14 protein-coding genes are annotated in these 15,694 nt (G+C 70.6%); 3 read left to right on the forward strand and 11 right to left on the reverse strand.

What is annotated here, in order from left to right; translation table 11 throughout:
• The first annotated feature begins 38 nt into the window (after positions 1-38).
• Positions 39-1,382 (forward strand): UDP-glucose/GDP-mannose dehydrogenase family protein, encoded by a 1,344-nt coding sequence (locus tag AB0D59_RS10775; protein ID WP_362563372.1) that lies wholly within the window; start codon positions 39-41, stop codon positions 1,380-1,382.
• 16 nt (positions 1,383-1,398) lie between these two features.
• On the opposite strand, the gene AB0D59_RS10780 is transcribed toward AB0D59_RS10775, so the two are convergent.
• The 4 genes from AB0D59_RS10780 to AB0D59_RS10795 all read right to left on the reverse strand — a co-directional run bounded on the left by AB0D59_RS10780 (position 1,399) and on the right by AB0D59_RS10795 (position 5,197).
• The gene (locus AB0D59_RS10780) at positions 1,399-2,121 is read right to left on the reverse strand and encodes a Mut7-C RNAse domain-containing protein (protein WP_362563374.1); all 723 of its coding nucleotides are present in this window, start codon (positions 2,119-2,121) and stop codon (positions 1,399-1,401) included.
• Between the two features lie 33 nt (positions 2,122-2,154).
• The gene (locus tag AB0D59_RS10785) at positions 2,155-2,796 is read right to left on the reverse strand and encodes a TetR family transcriptional regulator (protein ID WP_362563377.1); all 642 of its coding nucleotides are present in this window, start codon (positions 2,794-2,796) and stop codon (positions 2,155-2,157) included.
• Complete coding sequence (locus tag AB0D59_RS10790) at positions 2,793-4,367, reverse strand: MFS transporter (RefSeq protein ID WP_362563379.1); 1,575 nt, start codon at positions 4,365-4,367, stop codon at positions 2,793-2,795. Before AB0D59_RS10790 ends, AB0D59_RS10785 begins: the two co-directional genes overlap by 4 nt.
• Before the next feature lie 113 nt (positions 4,368-4,480).
• Entirely contained in the window at positions 4,481-5,197 is a 717-nt protein-coding gene (locus AB0D59_RS10795; protein ID WP_362563381.1) for a hemolysin III family protein, read from the reverse strand.
• Positions 5,198-5,576: 379 nt separating this feature from the next.
• Here AB0D59_RS10795 and AB0D59_RS10800 point away from each other — a divergent pair, with 379 nt between their 5' ends.
• A complete protein-coding gene (locus tag AB0D59_RS10800) occupies positions 5,577-7,400 on the forward strand; it encodes a phosphoenolpyruvate carboxykinase (GTP) (RefSeq protein WP_362563383.1) in 1,824 nt (607 codons plus the stop codon).
• A 336-nt stretch (positions 7,401-7,736) separates the two neighbouring features.
• Here AB0D59_RS10800 and AB0D59_RS10805 read toward each other — a convergent pair whose 3' ends face one another.
• The 7 genes from AB0D59_RS10805 to AB0D59_RS10835 form a co-directional block, all read right to left on the reverse strand.
• The gene (locus tag AB0D59_RS10805) at positions 7,737-8,360 is read right to left on the reverse strand and encodes a hypothetical protein (protein ID WP_362563385.1); all 624 of its coding nucleotides are present in this window, start codon (positions 8,358-8,360) and stop codon (positions 7,737-7,739) included.
• On the reverse strand, positions 8,347-9,885 hold the full coding sequence (locus AB0D59_RS10810; protein ID WP_362563388.1) for a VWA domain-containing protein: 1,539 nt from the start codon (positions 9,883-9,885) through the stop codon (positions 8,347-8,349). Before AB0D59_RS10810 ends, AB0D59_RS10805 begins: the two co-directional genes overlap by 14 nt.
• On the reverse strand, positions 9,882-11,048 hold the full coding sequence (locus AB0D59_RS10815; RefSeq protein WP_362563549.1) for a toxic anion resistance protein: 1,167 nt from the start codon (positions 11,046-11,048) through the stop codon (positions 9,882-9,884). The genes AB0D59_RS10810 and AB0D59_RS10815 overlap by 4 nt, the downstream gene beginning before the upstream one ends.
• 63 nt (positions 11,049-11,111) lie before the next feature.
• Positions 11,112-12,188: a substrate-binding domain-containing protein gene (locus AB0D59_RS10820; RefSeq protein ID WP_362563390.1), complete on the reverse strand. Its 1,077-nt coding sequence runs from the start codon at positions 12,186-12,188 to the stop codon at positions 11,112-11,114.
• Between the two features lie 109 nt (positions 12,189-12,297).
• Positions 12,298-12,882: a Uma2 family endonuclease gene (locus tag AB0D59_RS10825; protein ID WP_362563551.1), complete on the reverse strand. Its 585-nt coding sequence runs from the start codon at positions 12,880-12,882 to the stop codon at positions 12,298-12,300.
• An 85-nt stretch (positions 12,883-12,967) separates the two neighbouring features.
• A complete protein-coding gene (locus tag AB0D59_RS10830) occupies positions 12,968-13,375 on the reverse strand; it encodes a hypothetical protein (RefSeq protein ID WP_362563393.1) in 408 nt (135 codons plus the stop codon).
• A gap of 92 nt (positions 13,376-13,467) precedes the next feature.
• Positions 13,468-14,679, reverse strand: coding sequence for a pyridoxal phosphate-dependent aminotransferase (locus AB0D59_RS10835; protein WP_362563395.1), 1,212 nt, complete (start codon positions 14,677-14,679; stop codon positions 13,468-13,470).
• A 135-nt stretch (positions 14,680-14,814) separates the two neighbouring features.
• Between AB0D59_RS10835 and AB0D59_RS10840 the strand changes: the two genes are divergently transcribed.
• Positions 14,815-15,486, forward strand: a complete 672-nt coding sequence (locus AB0D59_RS10840; protein ID WP_362563397.1) for a hypothetical protein — start codon at positions 14,815-14,817, stop codon at positions 15,484-15,486.
• Positions 15,487-15,694 lie beyond the last annotated feature (208 nt).

Here is a 15,694-nt window from a genome sequence, read left to right on the forward strand (position 1 = left end):
ATGCGCACTTACTGCTCGGGAATCCCCTCGGAGGCATCATGGACACTCTTCTCGACGGCACCGACGCTCCCCGTCTCACGGTCATCGGCACCGGCTATCTGGGCGCCACGCACGCCGTGTGCATGGCGGCACTCGGCTACGAGGTGCTCGGCGTCGACGTGGACCCCCGCAAGATCGAGCTGCTGAGAGCCGGGGAGGTGCCGTTCTTCGAGCCAGGGCTGCCCGAACTCCTGGTCAAGGCCCAGGAATCCGGCCGGCTGCACTTCACCACCAGCCTCGCGGAGGCCGCGGAGTTCGGCGACATCCACTTCGTCTGCGTGGGCACCCCGCAGCAGCCCGGCTCCTACGCGGCGGACCTGCGCCATGTGGAGGGCGCGGTCACCGAGTTGGCCCGGCATCTGAAGCGGCGGGCCCTGGTGGTCGGCAAGTCCACGGTGCCGGTGGGCACCGCGGCCCGGCTGGCGGAGTTGGTCCGCGAGACCGCGCCGGCCGGGGACGAGGTCGAACTCGCCTGGAACCCGGAGTTCCTGCGGGAGGGCTTCGCCGTGGAGGACACCCTCCACCCCGACCGGCTGGTGTTCGGCACCGAGTCCGCGTGGGCGGAGGAGCGGCTGCGCGCCGCGTTCGCCCCGGTCATCGCCCAGGGCACCCCGGTGGTGGTCGCCGACCTGCCGACCGCGGAACTGGTCAAGGTCGCCGCCAACTCCTTCCTGGCCACGAAGATCTCGTACATCAACGCCATGGCGGAGGTCTGCGAGGCCACCGGCGCCGACGTGCACCGGCTGGCGGAGGCGCTGGCCTACGACGACCGGATCGGCGGCCGGTTCCTCAAGCCGGGCCTGGGCTTCGGCGGCGGCTGCCTGCCCAAGGACATCAGGGCCTTCATCCACCGCGCCGAGGAGCTGGACGTCGCCCAGGCGGTGGCGTTCCTGCGCGAGGTGGACGGCATCAACCAGCGCCGCCGGGCCCGCACCGTGGACCTGGTCCGTGAGCTGGTCGGCGGGGAACTCGCCGGGACGAAGGTGGTCGCGCTCGGGGCGGCCTTCAAGCCCAACTCCGACGACATCCGGGACGCCCCGGCGCTGGACGTCGCCGCCACGCTGCACCGGGCCGGCGCCCAGGTGACCGTCTACGACCCGGTGGCGATGGACAACGCCCGCCGGGTCCACCCCGAGTTGGCGTACGGCACCGATGTGCTGCAGGCCGCCGCGGACGCCGATGTCGTGGTGCTGCTGACCGAGTGGGCGCAGTTCCGGGAGATCGACCCGGAGGTCATGGGTTCCGTGGTGAACCGGCGCCGGGTCGTGGACGGCCGGCACGCCCTGGATCCCGCTGAGTGGCGGGCGGCCGGCTGGGAGTACCGGGCGCTGGGCCGCAACTGACCGGGCCGGGACCGCTTCAGGCGAACTCGGCGAGGGCGCGCTCCACGATGGCCTCCAGCTGCTGGTGGTGCGCGCCCTTCCAGTAGGCGCGGCCGCACTCCGTGCACTGGGCGAAGACGTCGTACGACTTCTGCGTCCCGCCCTTGAGCTGGTCCGCCACCTCCTCCTTCGTCGCCTTCCTCAGCAGGCCGTTGCAGGCCGTGCAGCGGGTCCAGGGGCGCAGCTCGGGGGCGAAGCGGTCGAGGACGTCGTGGAGTTGCTCGTCGGGGCTGGTGCTGTAGACGTAGCCGCCGGCCCACAGCTCGCGGCGGCGCAGCAGGCCCCGGTCGCGGCTGAGCAGCACGCGTTTCTCGGCCGCCGAGCGGGCGGAGAGGGCCGGATCGCCGATGTCCGTCGACTCGTACGCGGTGTCCACGCCGAGCAGGCGCAGCCGGCGGGCGAGGGTGCCGAGGTGGACGTCGAGGAGGAAGCGGAGCGGAGCGCCCGGGACCTTCTGCGGGCGCCGGACCGCGCGCACGGCCACCGACTCGCCGTCGGCCGGGATGTGCGCGGCCGGGACCTCCCGGCCGTCCACCACCAGCGCGCCGACCTCGGTGAGCGGGACGCCCAGGGACTCGATCACATGGCCGAGCGTGGAGACGCCGTCGACGGTGAGCGGGTGCGCGCCGGTGCGGCGGGCGTGCGGGACGAACAGGGCCAGCCCGGGGGCGACTTCGACACGGATCTCGGCAGTGTTCACCTGGTCAGGATGGCACGGGAGGCGCCCGGGACCTCAGGGTTTTTCCGGCGGCAGTCCGTGTTCGATGACGCTCAGGGCGCGGTCCACGAGGACCTTGAAGTCGGGCTCATGGTCCTGCTCCGCCCAGTACATCGAGGTCTCCATCAGCCCGCCGACGATGGACATCGCGTAGACCCGCACCTCCAGGCTGTGCGGGTCGCGCCCGGTGCGCTCGCCGATGGCCTGGCAGAGCAGCCGGCCGGTCTCCGACATGCTCTCCATCATCCGGGAGCGCACCGCCGGCACCTCGACCATCAGCCGGGTGCGCAGCCGGGAGACCGAGTGGGCGTCCTTCATACCGAGGGTGACCGCCCGGTGCATCACGTAGCGGAGGGACTCCGGCCACGGCTCGCCGGCGGGCCGGGCGCGGAGCTCCTCAAGGATCAGCGGGTCGTACTCGTCCGTGAGGACGATGTCCTCCTTGGTCGGGAAGTACCGGAAGACGGTGGACGGCGACACCTCGGCCCGCTCGGCGATCTGCTCGATCGTCGTGGCCTCGTACCCCTGCTCCTCGACCAGCGCGTACATCGCCTCGCGGATCGCCTCGCGGGTCTTGATCTTCTTCCGTTCACGCAGGCCGAGCCGGGGGTTGTCGGCCGGGGAGAAGGAGGTGTGCGGTGCCGTCATGCTGGTCATTGTCCGGCATCGGCGGTGGCGGGGGCCACGGCCGATGCCTCGTTCTCTTCCTTTCCGGCGGGGTGGGCGGTCGGTGTGCCCGGCAGGAACGCGGCGGCCAGCAGCGCGGTGACCAGCGCGGCGACACCGCAGACCAGCAGGACCAGGCCCATGCCGTGGACGTACGCCGCGTTCGCGGAGGCGGCCAGCGGGGCCGAGCCCGCCTTCTGGGCGACCAGGTGGGCGGCGACCACCGACTCGCCGGCGGTGTGGCCGAGCGGGGCGGGCAGGCCGGTCACGTCCAGGCGGTCGCGGAAGGTGCTCGCGAGCAGGCTGCCGAGCAGGGCGATGCCGATGGCGCCGCCGACCTGGCGGGTGGTCATCAGCAGGCCGGAGCCGCTGCCGGCCCGGTCGGTGGGCAGGGCGGCGAGGGCGCCGTCCATCGAGGGCACCACCGAGAAGCCGAAGCCGAGGCCCGCGATGGACAGCCACAGCGCGGTGTAGCCGTAGCCGGAGTCCACGCTCGTACGGCTGCCGAGGATCGCGGCGAAGGCGAGGACGACCAGGCCGGTGGCGATCACGGCGCGTGATCCGAAGCGGGTGACCATCGCCTCGGCGCCCCGCGCGGCCACCAGCAGGCCGCCCATCATGGGCAGCAGCCTCAGGCCGGTGCCGAAGGCGTCGTTGCCGAGGACCGCCTGGAGGTAGGGCGGCAGCACGAACAGCAGGCCGGACAGCACGAACATCACGAGCGTCGCGGCGAGGGTGTTGAGCAGGAAGCCGCGGTGGGCGAGGAGGGTCATGTCGAGCATGGGGCGCTCGACCCGGCGTTCGCGCAGCACCAGGCCCGTGATGAGGACGACGGAGGCCGCCAGCAGGGCCACGACCAGCGGGTCGCCCCAGCCGCGGTCGGGGGCCTCGATGATCGCGTAGATCAGGGCGCCGAGGCCGGTCACGGTGAGCGCGGTGGAGCGGACGTCGACCCTGGGGGAGGCGGGGTCGCTGGTCTCGGGGAGGAGGAAGACGCAGGCGGCGATCCCGATGGCGGCCATCGGGACGTTGATCAGGAAGACCGAGCCCCACCAGAAGTGGTTGAGCAGGAAGCCGCCGATGATCGGGCCCAGCGGCAGGCCGAGCGCCGAGGCGGCCGAGACGATGCCGACGGCCCGGGTGCGCTCCTTCGGCCCGAACAGCGAGGGCAGCACGGACATGGCGAGCGGCATCACCAGGGCCGCGCCGACGCCCATCACCGTGCGGGCGGCGATCACCCAGTTCACGTCGTCGGCGAGGGAGCCGACCAGGGACCCGGCCAGGAAGATCACCAGGCCGGTGACGAGCATCCGGCGGCGGCCGAAGCGGTCGCCGAGGAGTCCGGCGGGGAGCATCAGCGAGGCGAAGACGACGACGTACGCGTCCGCCATCCACTGCTGCTGGCTGGTGGTGGCGCCGAGCTCCCCGGCCATGGTCGGGAGCGCCACATTGAGGATCGTCGTGTCGAAGCCGAGCACCAGCATGCTCGCGACCAGCGCGCCCAGGGCCCACCAGCGGCGGGGGTTCTGATGTGTCTCTTCAAGCTGAGTGACAGTAGCCATGAAATGAGAGTAGCTTTCAAAATCCAGTACCTGTCAATGGGGAGCTGCTGTCAGGACATGAAAAAAGTGGCCACGGCTCGGGAGCCGTGGCCACTCGGAGAGGGGCGGTGGGACTACGCGTGCTGGTAGGCCACCAGGGAGATCCCCACGTAGTGGACGACGAACGCGGCCAGCGTGAGGGAGTGGAAGACCTCGTGGAAACCGAAGTAGCGCGGTGACGGGTTCGGGCGCTTGATGCCGTAGATCACACCGCCCGCGCTGTAGAGGAGGCCGCCGACGATCACCAGGACCAGCACGGCGATACCGCCGGTGCGCATGAAGTCGGGCAGGTAGAAGACCGCCGCCCAGCCCATCGCTATGTAGCAGGGCGTGTACAGCCAGCGAGGCGCGCCGACCCAGAAGACCCGGAAGATGATGCCGGCCGCCGCCGCCGCCCAGACGCCCCACAGCAGCCACTGCCCCTTCGCGGCGGGCAGGAGCAGCAGGGTCAGCGGCGTGTAGGTGCCCGCGATGATCAGGAAGATGTTGGCGTGGTCGAGTCTGCGCAGGATGCCGTCCATGCGCGGGCTCCAGTTGCCCCGGTGGTACAGCGCGCTCACGCCGAACAGCAGACATGCCGTCAGGACGTAGATCCCGCAGGCGACACGGCCGCGCGGTGAGTCGGCGAGGGCGGTGAGGACGAGGCCCGAGATGAGTACGGCCGGAAACATGCCCAGATGCAGCCAGCCACGCAACTTGGGCTTGACCTGGTGCGACAGGGAGGAGAGCGCGCTGGAGCCGCGGCCGGCGGCCGGCGAATCCGTGGGCGCGTCGGGGACGGGCGCAGTCATGCACTGCATCGTACCTACGGAACCGTAAGTCACGGATCAGTCTCGGCCGATGACGGGCCAGGAGTGGCCATCGTCTCACGGGTCACCCGTCGTGCACCCGGTGGGCTTGTGCCGCCGGGCAAAAAGACCTTGAGCCGAACTCAATGTGGACGCAAAGAAACGCAGGTGGGCACCGAGACCGTGGCCTTCCTCACGTCGCTCATCTGTGACTCCCTCTGGACAGATGGGTGATCGAGTCGGAGGATCAAATGAGTGCGGTCGGCACCGGATGAGCGCCAGACAGTCGTGCACTGCGAAGCATCCGGGTCGCGGCCCCGACGGGGCGACAAGGTCCTCAGCGGACCAAAAAGATCAAAAAATCCCTCATTTAGGAGCAATCGTGGCGCGCGACATCGCGGCTCCCACCGTCATCCCCACCAAACATCAGGAACTGATCTCGTGGGTCAACGAGATCGCCGAACTGACGCAGCCGGACAACGTGGTCTGGTGTGACGGATCCGAGGCCGAGTACGAGCGACTGTGCGAAGAGCTCGTGGCGAAGGGCACCTTCAAGAAGCTCGACCCGATCAAGCGCCCCCACTCCTACTACGCGGCCTCCGACCCGACCGATGTCGCCCGGGTCGAGGACCGCACCTTCATCTGCTCCGAGCGGGAGCAGGACGCCGGCCCGACCAACCACTGGAAGGCCCCCGCGGAGATGCGGGAGATCTTCGTGGGCGAACAGGGCCTGTTCCGCGGCGCGATGAAGGGCCGGACGATGTACGTCGTCCCGTTCTGCATGGGCCCCCTCGGCTCCCCGCTCTCCGCGCTCGGCGTGGAGATCACGGACTCCGCGTACGTCGCCGCCTCCATGCGCACGATGACGCGCATGGGCCAGGCCGTCCTCGACGAACTCGGTGACGATGGCTTCTTCGTGAAGGCCGTGCACACCGTCGGCGCCCCGCTGGAGCCCGGCCAGGCGGACGTCCCCTGGCCCTGCAACCAGACCAAGTACATCTCGCACTTCCCCGAGTCCCGCGAGATCTGGTCCTACGGCTCCGGCTACGGCGGCAACGCCCTGCTCGGCAAGAAGTGCTACGCCCTGCGCATCGCCTCCGTGATGGCGCGGGACGAGGGCTGGCTCGCCGAGCACATGCTGATCCTCAAGCTCACGCCTCCGCAGGGCGAGTCCAAGTACGTTGCCGCCGCCTTCCCGAGCGCCTGCGGCAAGACCAACCTCGCCATGCTGGAGCCCACCGTCTCCGGCTGGAGTGTCGAGACCATCGGCGACGACATCGCCTGGATGCGGTTCGGCGAGGACGGCCGCCTCTACGCGATCAACCCCGAGGCCGGCTTCTTCGGCGTCGCGCCCGGAACCGGTGAGCACACCAACGCCAACGCGATGAAGACGCTCTGGGGCAACGCGGTCTTCACCAACGTGGCGCTCACCGACGACAACGACATCTGGTGGGAGGGCATGACGGAGGAACTGCCGGCCCACCTGACGGACTGGAAGGGCAACGACTGGACGCCTTCCTCCGAGACCCCGGCCGCCCACCCCAACGCCCGCTTCACCGTGCCCGCCGCGCAGTGCCCGATCATCGCGCCGGAGTGGGAGGACCCGAAGGGCGTGCCGATCTCGGCGATCCTCTTCGGCGGCCGCCGCGCCACCGCCGTACCGCTGGTCACCGAGTCCTTCGACTGGAACCACGGTGTCTTCCTGGGCGCCAACGTGGCCTCCGAGAAGACCGCCGCCGCCGAGGGCAAGGTCGGCGAGCTGCGCCGCGACCCGTTCGCGATGCTGCCGTTCTGCGGCTACAACATGGGCGACTACATGGGCCACTGGGTCGATGTCGCCAAGGGCAGGGACCAGTCCAAGCTGCCGAAGATCTACTACGTCAACTGGTTCCGCAAGAACGACGCGGGCAAGTTCGTCTGGCCCGGCTTCGGCGAGAACTCCCGGGTCCTGAAGTGGATCGTGGAGCGGCTGGACGGCAAGGCGGCCGGCGTGCAGACGCCGATCGGTGTGCTGCCGACGCGCGAGGCCCTCGACACCAAGGGGCTCGACCTGGCCGACGGCGACCTCGACTTCCTGCTCACCGTCGACAAGGAGATCTGGCGCGAGGAGGCCGCGCTGGTCCCCGACCACCTCAACACCTTCGGCGACCACACGCCGAAGGAGCTGTGGGACGAGTACCGGGCGCTGGTGCAGCGGCTGGGCTGAGTCCCGAGTGAAGACTCCGCGGCCGGTACGGGAATGCCCTGACCAGCGATCGTCACGACCGGCCGCGGTGTGACCGGGCGAGGCCGCGCACAACGGCGTGTGCGGCCCCTGGGCCTGTCGTCACCGACCCGTCCGCCCCGACGGATCAGGTGACGACAGGCCTTCGCCTGCCGACGGGCCGGGGCCTCGGCGGCGCCTGCTCACCCGCCGGGGTGATTTCCTGCGGCCGGTGAGGGCAAGGCTGCTCGTGGCGGGCCGACCCGGGGACCGGTGCCGGGACGCTGTCGCCCATGTTCACACCTCATGTTCGATCGTTCACACCCCGTGTTCGATCGCTCACGGTCCGGGCCGCAACCGTGACTTGTTCCGGTCCTCCAGGTACCGGGTATGCGTCTCCTGGCGCCTCTCCTCCGTGTCCCGCAGCCCGGCCGCCAGCTGCTCGGCCTCCTCCCTGAGGAGGGCCAGCTGGCGCTCCAGGTGCCGCTCCGGCGGCTCCTGCCCCGGCGTCAGACGCGTCCACCACCGGGTGCGGACGAAACTGTCGACCGCCTCCGGGATGTCCTGCCGTACCGTCCGCGACAGCACATGGACGCCCTCCGGGTCCTGGGCCAGCAGCTTGGCCGCCCAGCCCGGGTCCAGCAACGCGGTGAGCAGGTCGGTCAGTTCGCCGAGCCGTGCCTGCGCCGAAGCAGGCAGGCCGACCTCCGCCAGATAGCCCTCCAGTTTCCCGAAGTCGGCCCGCACTCCCGCCAGCTGGGCCGACGGCGTCGGGAAGTCCGGCAGCGGCGGCCGCTGGGGCGGTGCGATCAGCGCGCCCGCGCCGTACAGACCCGCCACCACCACCGGCCAGTACGGGCCGGCCACCCCAGTGAAGGTGAGCACCAGGCCGACCAGGCCGCCCGCGCTGCCCGTGAGGTTCTTGTGGGACTCCAGGTAGCCGAGCAGCTTATTGGTAGCCACGGATCTCCTCGAAGGCGCCGTCCAGGGAGCCCTGCTGGGCGTCGAAGAGACGGCCGCCGGTCAGGGCGGCGATGTGCTGCAGTTCGGTGCGGGAGGAGTCCCCGAACAGGATCGGGAAGACGGGGATGTTCCGCTGGGCGGTGGACAGGCCCCGGTAGAAGTCGTCGAACTCGCCGGCCTTGGCGCCGGTGGTGTTCTCGCCGTCCGTCATCAGCACGATCGAGGTGAAGGTGTCCCGGTGGGTGCGCAGCCGGTCGTACGCCTTCTCCAGCGAGGTGTAGATGGCGGTGTTGCCGTCGGCGCGCAGGGCGTCGGTGTCCTGGCGGATCGCGTTCAGGCCGGTGTCCGGGTCCGCCGGGTCGACGACGTGCGTGCTCACGTCCTTCACGTCCGAGCCGAACGGCATCAGGGTGACCTCCTCACGGTCGCGGAAGTCGCCCGTGAGGTCGGTGAGGGCCTTCTTCAGGCGGGCGAGACGGTCACCCTCCATCGAGCCCGAGGTGTCCAGGACGTAGACCGTGCGGGACGGCCGGCGCAGTTCGTTCTCGTACGCGGAGATCAGTCCGTCGGCCACCGACTTGCTGCCCGGGAAGGGGAGTTCACGGCGGCGGGAGGTGTCAAGGCCGGCGGCCGGCGGCACCGAGGCGACCACCGGGCGGCGGTGGGTGGTGTCCGTGATGAGCTTCTGCACGGCCGTCGTCCGCAGGTCCTCGGCCACCCTGCGGACGTCCTCGCGGGTGTCGGCGGAGGTGGCGGAGAGCGAGGAGAGCGGGTAGTCCGCGGTGATCACGCCGTCGCTGGGGCGGATCACGGTGAGGCCCTGGACGCCCTTGAGCACCGACTCGTAGTTGAGCAGGGCGTCGACGTCGCCGCGTCGCCGGTAGGCGGAGGCCAGCCAGCCGGAGGACCCCGAGGTCAGGGTCTGGCCCTTGAAGAACTTCTTCAGCCGCGGGGTCGCCTTGGTCACGTCGCTGTCCGTGAGCGCCGACTGGGCGCCGGAGAGCGCGGAGGCCACCGAGACCAGGGTGGAGAAACCGGAGTTGGAGCGGGCCGGGTCGGTCATGCCGTAGGTCAGCCGGCCGGCCTCCACGGCCTGCTCGACCTGGGACCAGGTGACGTCGGCCGGCTTCCAGCCGAGCGACCTGACGGTGGCCGTCCTGACGCCGATCGCGACCGGGCTGGACATGATCGAGGTCTCCGAGACCACCTTCTTCGCCGCCTGAGGGCGCAGCCGCAGGTAGTCGTCGGAGGACAGCCACAGGGCGTCGTACCTCCCGTCCGCCTTGCCCTGGGCGACCAGGTCGACGGCGTCCAGAGTGCCCATGTAGGTGGGGCGGATCGTCACGCCGGTGTCCTTGCGGACGCGGTCGAAGACGGCCGTCATGTCACTGAGTTCGGAGGAGGCGAGGACGCGCAGGGTGCCGGGCTTCGGGGCCGTGGCGGCGTCGTCCTGGTGGCTCTCGGAGGTGCACCCGGTCAGCAGGGCGGCGGTGGCGAGCAGGGTCAGCAGCGGGCGTCTGTTCATGCCGGGCCGCCCTCCAGCGCGCCCTTCGAGCGGCTGCGCTCCAGGTAGGCACCGGCCTGCTGGAGTTCGTCCGTGAGGGACTGCACGGTGTCCGCCATCACCTCGGTCGCCTGCACCTTGTAGGTGTCGATGGCGTCGAGGGTGCGGTAGATCTGCTGGAAGGCGGCGCGCAGCGTCTCGGCGCCGACGGCCGGGTCGGCGGCGATGCGCTGGATCTCCCCGCTCTGGCTCGCGAGCATCTCGGCGTTGCCCCGGATGAGGTCCTCGGTCGTCCCGCGCAACGCGTTGACCTGCTCGATGACCTTCTTCTGGTGGTCCAGCGCGGAGGCCAGCATCACCGAGATGCGCAGCGCCGACACGGTGGTGGTGGCGGCGCGTTCGACGCCCTTGATCAGCTCGTCGTTGTTGCGTCGTACGACGTCCATCGCGAGGTAGCCCTGCGCGGACACCGCGAGCTGGGTGAGCAGGTCCTGGTGCTTCTGCCGGACCGGGAAGAGCACGTCCGCGCGGAGCGCGTCGGCCTCCTGGGGGTCCGGGTGCCGGCCGATGTGCTGCTCGACGGCGGTGTCCAGGGCCTGGGTGAGGACGACGAACTCCTGGAGCTTGCCCATGGTCTCCCAGAGCCGGACCCGCTCGGTCCCCAACGCGGCGTTGTCGCGGCGCAGTTCGTCCTGGCCGCCGCGCAGCGACCCCACGATCTTGTTGAGAGTGCCCTGCGCGGAGGCGTACTTGGCGACGTGGTCGCGGAGCTTGTTGCCGCCGGGCAGCCGGGAGAGGAACTTGCGGCCCTTGCCCGCGGGCAGGTCGCGCGGGTCCAGGTCCTCGACGACCCGGCGCAGTTCGACGAGCGATCCGGCGACCTTGGCCTGGGCGTCGCCGCCCTTGTCGGGCAGGCCGCGGACGGCACGCTCCAGCATGCGGTTGGACTGCGCCGCGGCGCTGCGCATCTCGCCGGCGCCGAGCGCGGTGATCTCGCCGACCTTGCTCGCGAACTCCGGTGACCGGGCGTCCAGGGCGGCGAGGTCCCGGACGTAGACGGAGGCCTTGTGCGCCATGTCGGTACGGACGCTGTCGTCGACGGGCACGAGTCCGCCGGCCCTCTCCCGCGGCACCGGCGCGACCACCTCGGGCGGGGTCAGCGTGAAGACGTCCTCACCGCTCAGCGTGGGCGGATGCTCGCCGCCGCTCGGCCGCAGCTTGTCGAAGTTGCTCACAGGATCCCCCCGTCAGCCGCGCGCCCGGCGGGCCATCTCGTGCAGCACCGCGGAGGTGGGCACGGGCGCCTGCCGGACGCCGGTCAGTGTCTGGTTGAGGTACGCGGCCCGGTCGGCGGTGGCCGTGACGAACTCGGCGGAGTCGCCCTGGGGCCGGAAGCCGTGCTTCACGGCGAGCTTGCGCAGGGTCGGATCGGTGCTGAGGAGGTCGCCGAGCTCCCGGCCGGCGTCGTCCATCGGCACGATCGTGTGGTCGCTGTTGACCGTGGTGTCCGGGTAGAGGACCACCAGGTCGTCGGCGCCGTGCTGGTCGGCGAGCAGCGAGACGACCTGCGACTCGTAGAGGCACACCAGCGGGTTGCCGGCGCCGCTGATGAAGTCCCGGAAGACCGAGTCGCTGCTGGGCTGCTGGGCGCCCTGGACGCTGACCAGCTTGCGCAGCAGGGGTGCGGTCTTCGCGACGGCGGCGTCGCTCGCCACGACCTGGCCGCCGTTGGCGACGTAGGAGGCGGCGGCGAGGTAGAGGGCGCCGGAGTTGGAGGTCTCCGGGTCGGTGCTGGTGATGTACAGCGTCCCGGTCAACTCGCCGTGCGCCTTGGCCCCCTTGAGCTGCTGCCAGGTCCGGTCGTGCCGGGCGGCGTCCAGGTAGGCGGCCGTCTTCAGGGTGCCCTTGCCCTTGCCGTCGAGCGCGGCGAGGCCGTTCGCCGCCAGCACCTCGGCGGCGCTGCGGTGGGCCACCACCACGAGGGGCGAGTAGAAGGGCCGGGGGAGGGGCTGGCGGGCGTGGTACTTCGCGGCCAGCTGGTCGGCGGGCGCCGAGCTGGACGGGAACGCGAAGTCATAGCCCTTCAGGTCCAGGCCGTCCATGGCCCAGGACCCCGACGCCTCCGTCTTCACGGTGTAGCCCTTGGCGGCGAGGGCCTTCACCACATCGGGATCGGCGAAGAAGTCCGACTTCTCCGAACCGATCACACCACGCACGGTCTTCGTTGCCGTGCCCTTGTCATCCCCTTGCCGGCCTGCGACGACGGCAGCCACCACGCCACCGATCAGCAGCACCGCCAGGATGATTCCCGCGATACGTCTCACGAGGGGGAGAGTGCTCCCGGAATCCCTCAGTCCTGGGTGGAACGGGTGAACGAGGGGTGAAGGGGGCGCCCCGGAACGAAACCGGAACACCGAGCTCCGCCAAGTGGCGTCAGGCGGGGTCGTTCCCGGCCTTGCCGTAACGGCGGAAGGCGGAGGTCTCCACCTGCCAGGGACCGAAGGACACCACGTCGCCGTAGATGTACGGGTCCATGCGCCGGTAGCGGTCCCCGGACGGGTCGGAATGCACCTCGATCGTGCCCTTCCGGGGGTCGACGATCATGTAGTGGGCGATGCCCATCGCCGGGTATTCGCTGATCTTTTCGACGTAGTCGTTGTCCGGGTGGGACGGTGAGACGATCTCGACGGCGGCCAGCACATGGGCGGCGTCCACGGCGGGACCCTCCTCGTCGAGCACGTCCTCGGGGATGACGACGGCGTCGGGGCGGCGCATGCGAGCGAGGGCCGGGTGTTCGACCTCGAGTCCGGGGACACAGCCGTAGCCAGGGTGGGTGGTGAGGAGCTGTTGGTCCAATTGCTTGCAGATGCGGCGGATGGTGCCCTCATGCCGTTTCGACGGGCACATCATCGCCAGTATCGGTCCGGAGGGTCCGATCTCGACGCTCCAGGTCCCTTCGAGCTGCTCGGCGTAGGCGCCGAGATCCTTGGCGATCGCGCGCATCTTCGCGTAGCCCATGCCCATGACCTCAGCGTACCGACTTGGGGCAACCCGGTCCGCGCGTCGCTGCGGGAGCGCGCGGACCGGGGCCGTCGGGGGTGCGTCAGCCCGCTGCCGTGAGGGCGGTGGCCGCCGCGTGGGCGTCCATGCGTTCCGCCGCGAGGATCGCCGCCGCGGTGTCCGCCCGGGACGCGGCGACGACCAGCGCGCGGCCGGCCAGCGCGTGGGCGCGCTCGTGCAGGGCCGCCGGCTGCCGTACCGCCGTCAGCGACGTGCGGACGGGCGTACGGCCGCCCCGCAGCCGGGTCACCTGCTCGGCCAGCCGGGTCGCGGCGGCGTCGAGGTCGGTGGACGGCGTGAGGCCGCGCAGTTCGTCGGTGACGGCGAGCAGCGCCGCGAGATGTCCCGCGAGCTGGATGTCCAGCTCCTCCTCACGCGTGTGGTGGGGGAAGTCGGACGGCGCGCCGGCCATCGTGCTGTGGACCGACTTGGTGCGGATCGGTTCGTACATGGGAGATGGCCTCCTGTGCTGTCAGGAAGCCATCCTAGCTTAGATCTCGTCTAAAGTTGACCCGGTTCACGGGCGGTGGTCCGGCCGCTACCCTACGGCTGCCCGTAGCCGTCCAGGAACCGGCCGATCCGCGTGATCGCGTCCCGCAGATCACCCACCGACGGCAGGGTCACCACGCGGAAGTGATCCGGCTCCGGCCAGTTGAAGCCGGTGCCCTGGACGACCATGATCTTCTCCTGCCGCAGCAGGTCCAGGACCATCTGCCGGTCGTCCTTGATCTTGAAGACCTGGGGGTCGAGGCGCGGGAAGAGGTAGAGCGCGCCCTTGGGCCGGACGCAGGTCACGCCCGGGATCTGGGTGAGCAGCTCGTACGCCGTGTCCACCTGCTCCTTCAGGCGCCCGCCCGGCAGTACCAGCTCATTGATCGACTGGCGGCCGCTGAGCGCGGCCACGACTCCGTGCTGACCTGGCATGTTCGCGCACAGTCGCATGTTCGCGAGGATCGTCAGGCCCTCGATGTAGGAGTCGGCGTGCGCGCGGGGGCCGGAGATGGCCATCCAGCCGACCCGGTAACCGGCCACCCGGTAGGCCTTGGACATGCCGTTGAAGGTGAGCGTGAGCAGGTCCGGGGCGATCGCGGCGGTCGGGGTGTGCGTGGCGTCGTCGTAGAGGATCTTGTCGTAGATCTCGTCCGAGCAGACCAGGAGGTTGTGGCGGCGGGCGATGTCGGTCAGCCCGCGCAGCATCGCCTCGTCGTAGACCGCGCCCGTCGGGTTGTTCGGGTTGATGATGACGATCGCCTTGGTGCGGTCGGTGACCTTGCGCTCGATGTCGGCGAGGTCGGGCATCCAGTCCGACTGCTCGTCGCAGCGGTAGTGCACCGCCGTACCGCCGGAGAGCGAGACCGCCGCGGTCCACAGCGGGTAGTCCGGCGCCGGTACGAGGACCTCGTCGCCGTCGTCCAGCAGGCCCTGCATCGCCATCACGATCAGCTCGGAGACGCCGTTGCCGATGAAGACGTGCTCGACGTCGGTCTCGATGCCGATGGTCTGGTTGTGCATGACGACGGCGCGCCGGGCGGCCAGGAGGCCCTTCGCGTCGCCGTAGCCGTGCGCCGAGGAGACGTTGCGGAGGATGTCCTCCAGGATCTCCGGCGGGCAGTCGAAGCCGAAGGCGGCCGGGTTCCCGGTGTTGAGCTTGAGGATGCGGTGTCCCGCCGCCTCCAACCGCATCGCCTCCTCGAGAACCGGGCCCCGGATCTCGTAACAGACATTGGCGAGCTTGGTCGACTGGATCACCTGCATGCCGGTGAGCTTACGGCGCGGTAACGCTCGTCGCGTCGTGTTTTCCACCACGTGAGACACGAAAAGTCCCGGCGGTTTGGCCTGTTATCGCCGGTAGCTGTCTCACCGGCCCCTTCCCTCCTAGAATCCGCGTCCATGCCGAGACCTGCCGAGGACGAGACCGGGGCGCCCAGCGTCTACCAACCGCAGGGGGGCGGTCCGGCCCCCGCGTACGAGGAGTACCGGGACCCGGCGTCCGCACACGGCTGGCTCAACGCGTACGACGAGACCCGCGAGCTGCCCCGGATGACGCCCGCCGCGTCCGTCGTACCGGCACCCGCGTCGGCACTCGTACCGGCGGTGGGCCGGGCGGAGCGGCGGCGGTCGGCCCGCGACGCGGAGGGCCGGCGTTCGAGACGCAGGGCGGTCGCCGTGGGCGCGGGGGGCGCCGCGTCCGTGGCCGCGCTGATCGCCGGCTTCGCCCTCTCCTCGTCTTCCTCCTCCTCGTCGTCGGACGGCTCGCAGGACGGCCGGAGCCGTACGGAGCGGACGGTCGGCGAGTCCTCGCAGCAGGGCAGCCCGACCAGCGCGTCGGTCACCCCCTCCGCCACGTCGGCCGTACCGGCGGCAGCGGGCGTGCCGTCCACCCGGGCGGCCTCGTCCGCGAGCGTCCCGCCGTCCACCACCGCGTCCGCGCCGCCCGCCGGCCCGACCACCGGCGCGAGCGCGACACCCTCACCGGCCGCCGGCACCGAGACACCGACCGGGACCCCCACGTACGGGGGGCACGGCTGGGGGCACGGGCGGGGCGGCGGCCGGTCCCACTAGGGCCTGTCCGGCAATTCCCGTAGTCGCCCGGAGGGCGGCCTCGCGGTGTCAGGTGCGTGCTCTCGCCGTCCCGGGCGTAGCCTCGCCGTTTCGGTCAGGAAGGCATTTTCGTATGTCCACCCCAACGTCAGCCATCCCCAAGTGAAACGGCGAGGCCAGTACCAATGCCGTGATGCTGTTGGTGATCTTCGCGCCCGGGGTTGCCGCA

Source organism: Streptomyces sp. NPDC048417 (assembly GCF_040651615.1).
Classification (GTDB): Bacteria; Actinomycetota; Actinomycetes; order Streptomycetales; family Streptomycetaceae; genus Streptomyces.

Coding starts and splice junctions, on each gene's coding strand:
- AB0D59_RS10795 (WP_362563381.1), bottom strand. CDS start 5,197: ATGACTGCGCCCGTCCCCGACGCGCCCACGGATTCGCCGGCCGCCGGC.
- AB0D59_RS10830 (WP_362563393.1), bottom strand. CDS start 13,375: ATGTACGAACCGATCCGCACCAAGTCGGTCCACAGCACGATGGCCGGC.
- AB0D59_RS10775 (WP_362563372.1), top strand. CDS start 39: ATGGACACTCTTCTCGACGGCACCGACGCTCCCCGTCTCACGGTCATC.
- AB0D59_RS10825 (WP_362563551.1), bottom strand. CDS start 12,882: ATGGGCTACGCGAAGATGCGCGCGATCGCCAAGGATCTCGGCGCCTAC.
- AB0D59_RS10810 (WP_362563388.1), bottom strand. CDS start 9,885: ATGAACAGACGCCCGCTGCTGACCCTGCTCGCCACCGCCGCCCTGCTG.
- AB0D59_RS10790 (WP_362563379.1), bottom strand. CDS start 4,367: ATGGCTACTGTCACTCAGCTTGAAGAGACACATCAGAACCCCCGCCGC.
- AB0D59_RS10840 (WP_362563397.1), top strand. CDS start 14,815: ATGCCGAGACCTGCCGAGGACGAGACCGGGGCGCCCAGCGTCTACCAA.
- AB0D59_RS10835 (WP_362563395.1), bottom strand. CDS start 14,679: ATGCAGGTGATCCAGTCGACCAAGCTCGCCAATGTCTGTTACGAGATC.
- AB0D59_RS10785 (WP_362563377.1), bottom strand. CDS start 2,796: ATGACCAGCATGACGGCACCGCACACCTCCTTCTCCCCGGCCGACAAC.